Below are 526 nucleotides of genomic sequence, written 5' to 3'. Positions count from 1 at the left end.
GAGTACTACGCCAGCATCTTCTCCAGCAAGTCGGGCGACTTCACGCCGCTGGCGCAGGACCAGTGGGTGACGGTCCCCTTCCACAGCCGCAACAACAAGGGCGTCGAGGAGGTCGGCGGCGTCGAGATGAAGCTGCTCAATGCGGTCGTCTCCCCGGCGGCGCGCACCGGCGAGCTGATTCTCGCCCACTGGTCCATGAACGCGGCGAGCGACGCCTGGCTCTACTTCCCGGGCCAGCGCCGCGTGCGCCGGGCACCGACCTTCGCCTACGACAACCCGGTGCCCGGCTACGAGAACCTGGAAACGGTGGACCAGTATCCGATGTACGCCGGCGCCATGGACCGCTACGACTGGAAGCTGGTCGGCAAGCAGGAACTGTACATCCCCTACAACAGCTGGAAGTGGGTGGACAAGAGCCGCAAGTACAAGGACATCTACGGCCCGGATTACGTCAACCGCGACCTGGTGCGCTACGAGCTGCACCGCGTCTGGAAGGTCGAGGCGACCCTCAAGGAGGGCATGCGCC

1 protein-coding gene is annotated in these 526 nt (G+C 65.4%); it reads left to right on the top strand.

The genetic code is table 11. From position 1 onward, the window contains the following. The coding region (locus tag L6Q67_RS24420) for a DUF1329 domain-containing protein (RefSeq protein WP_296576390.1) at positions 1 to 526 on the top strand (526 nt) is incomplete at both ends.

It is taken from the genome of Zoogloea sp. (assembly GCF_023150065.1).
Classification (GTDB): domain Bacteria; phylum Pseudomonadota; class Gammaproteobacteria; order Burkholderiales; family Rhodocyclaceae; genus Zoogloea.
Note: the sequence above shows the minus strand (reverse complement) of the source record. Positions and strands in the feature narration are given on the sequence as shown.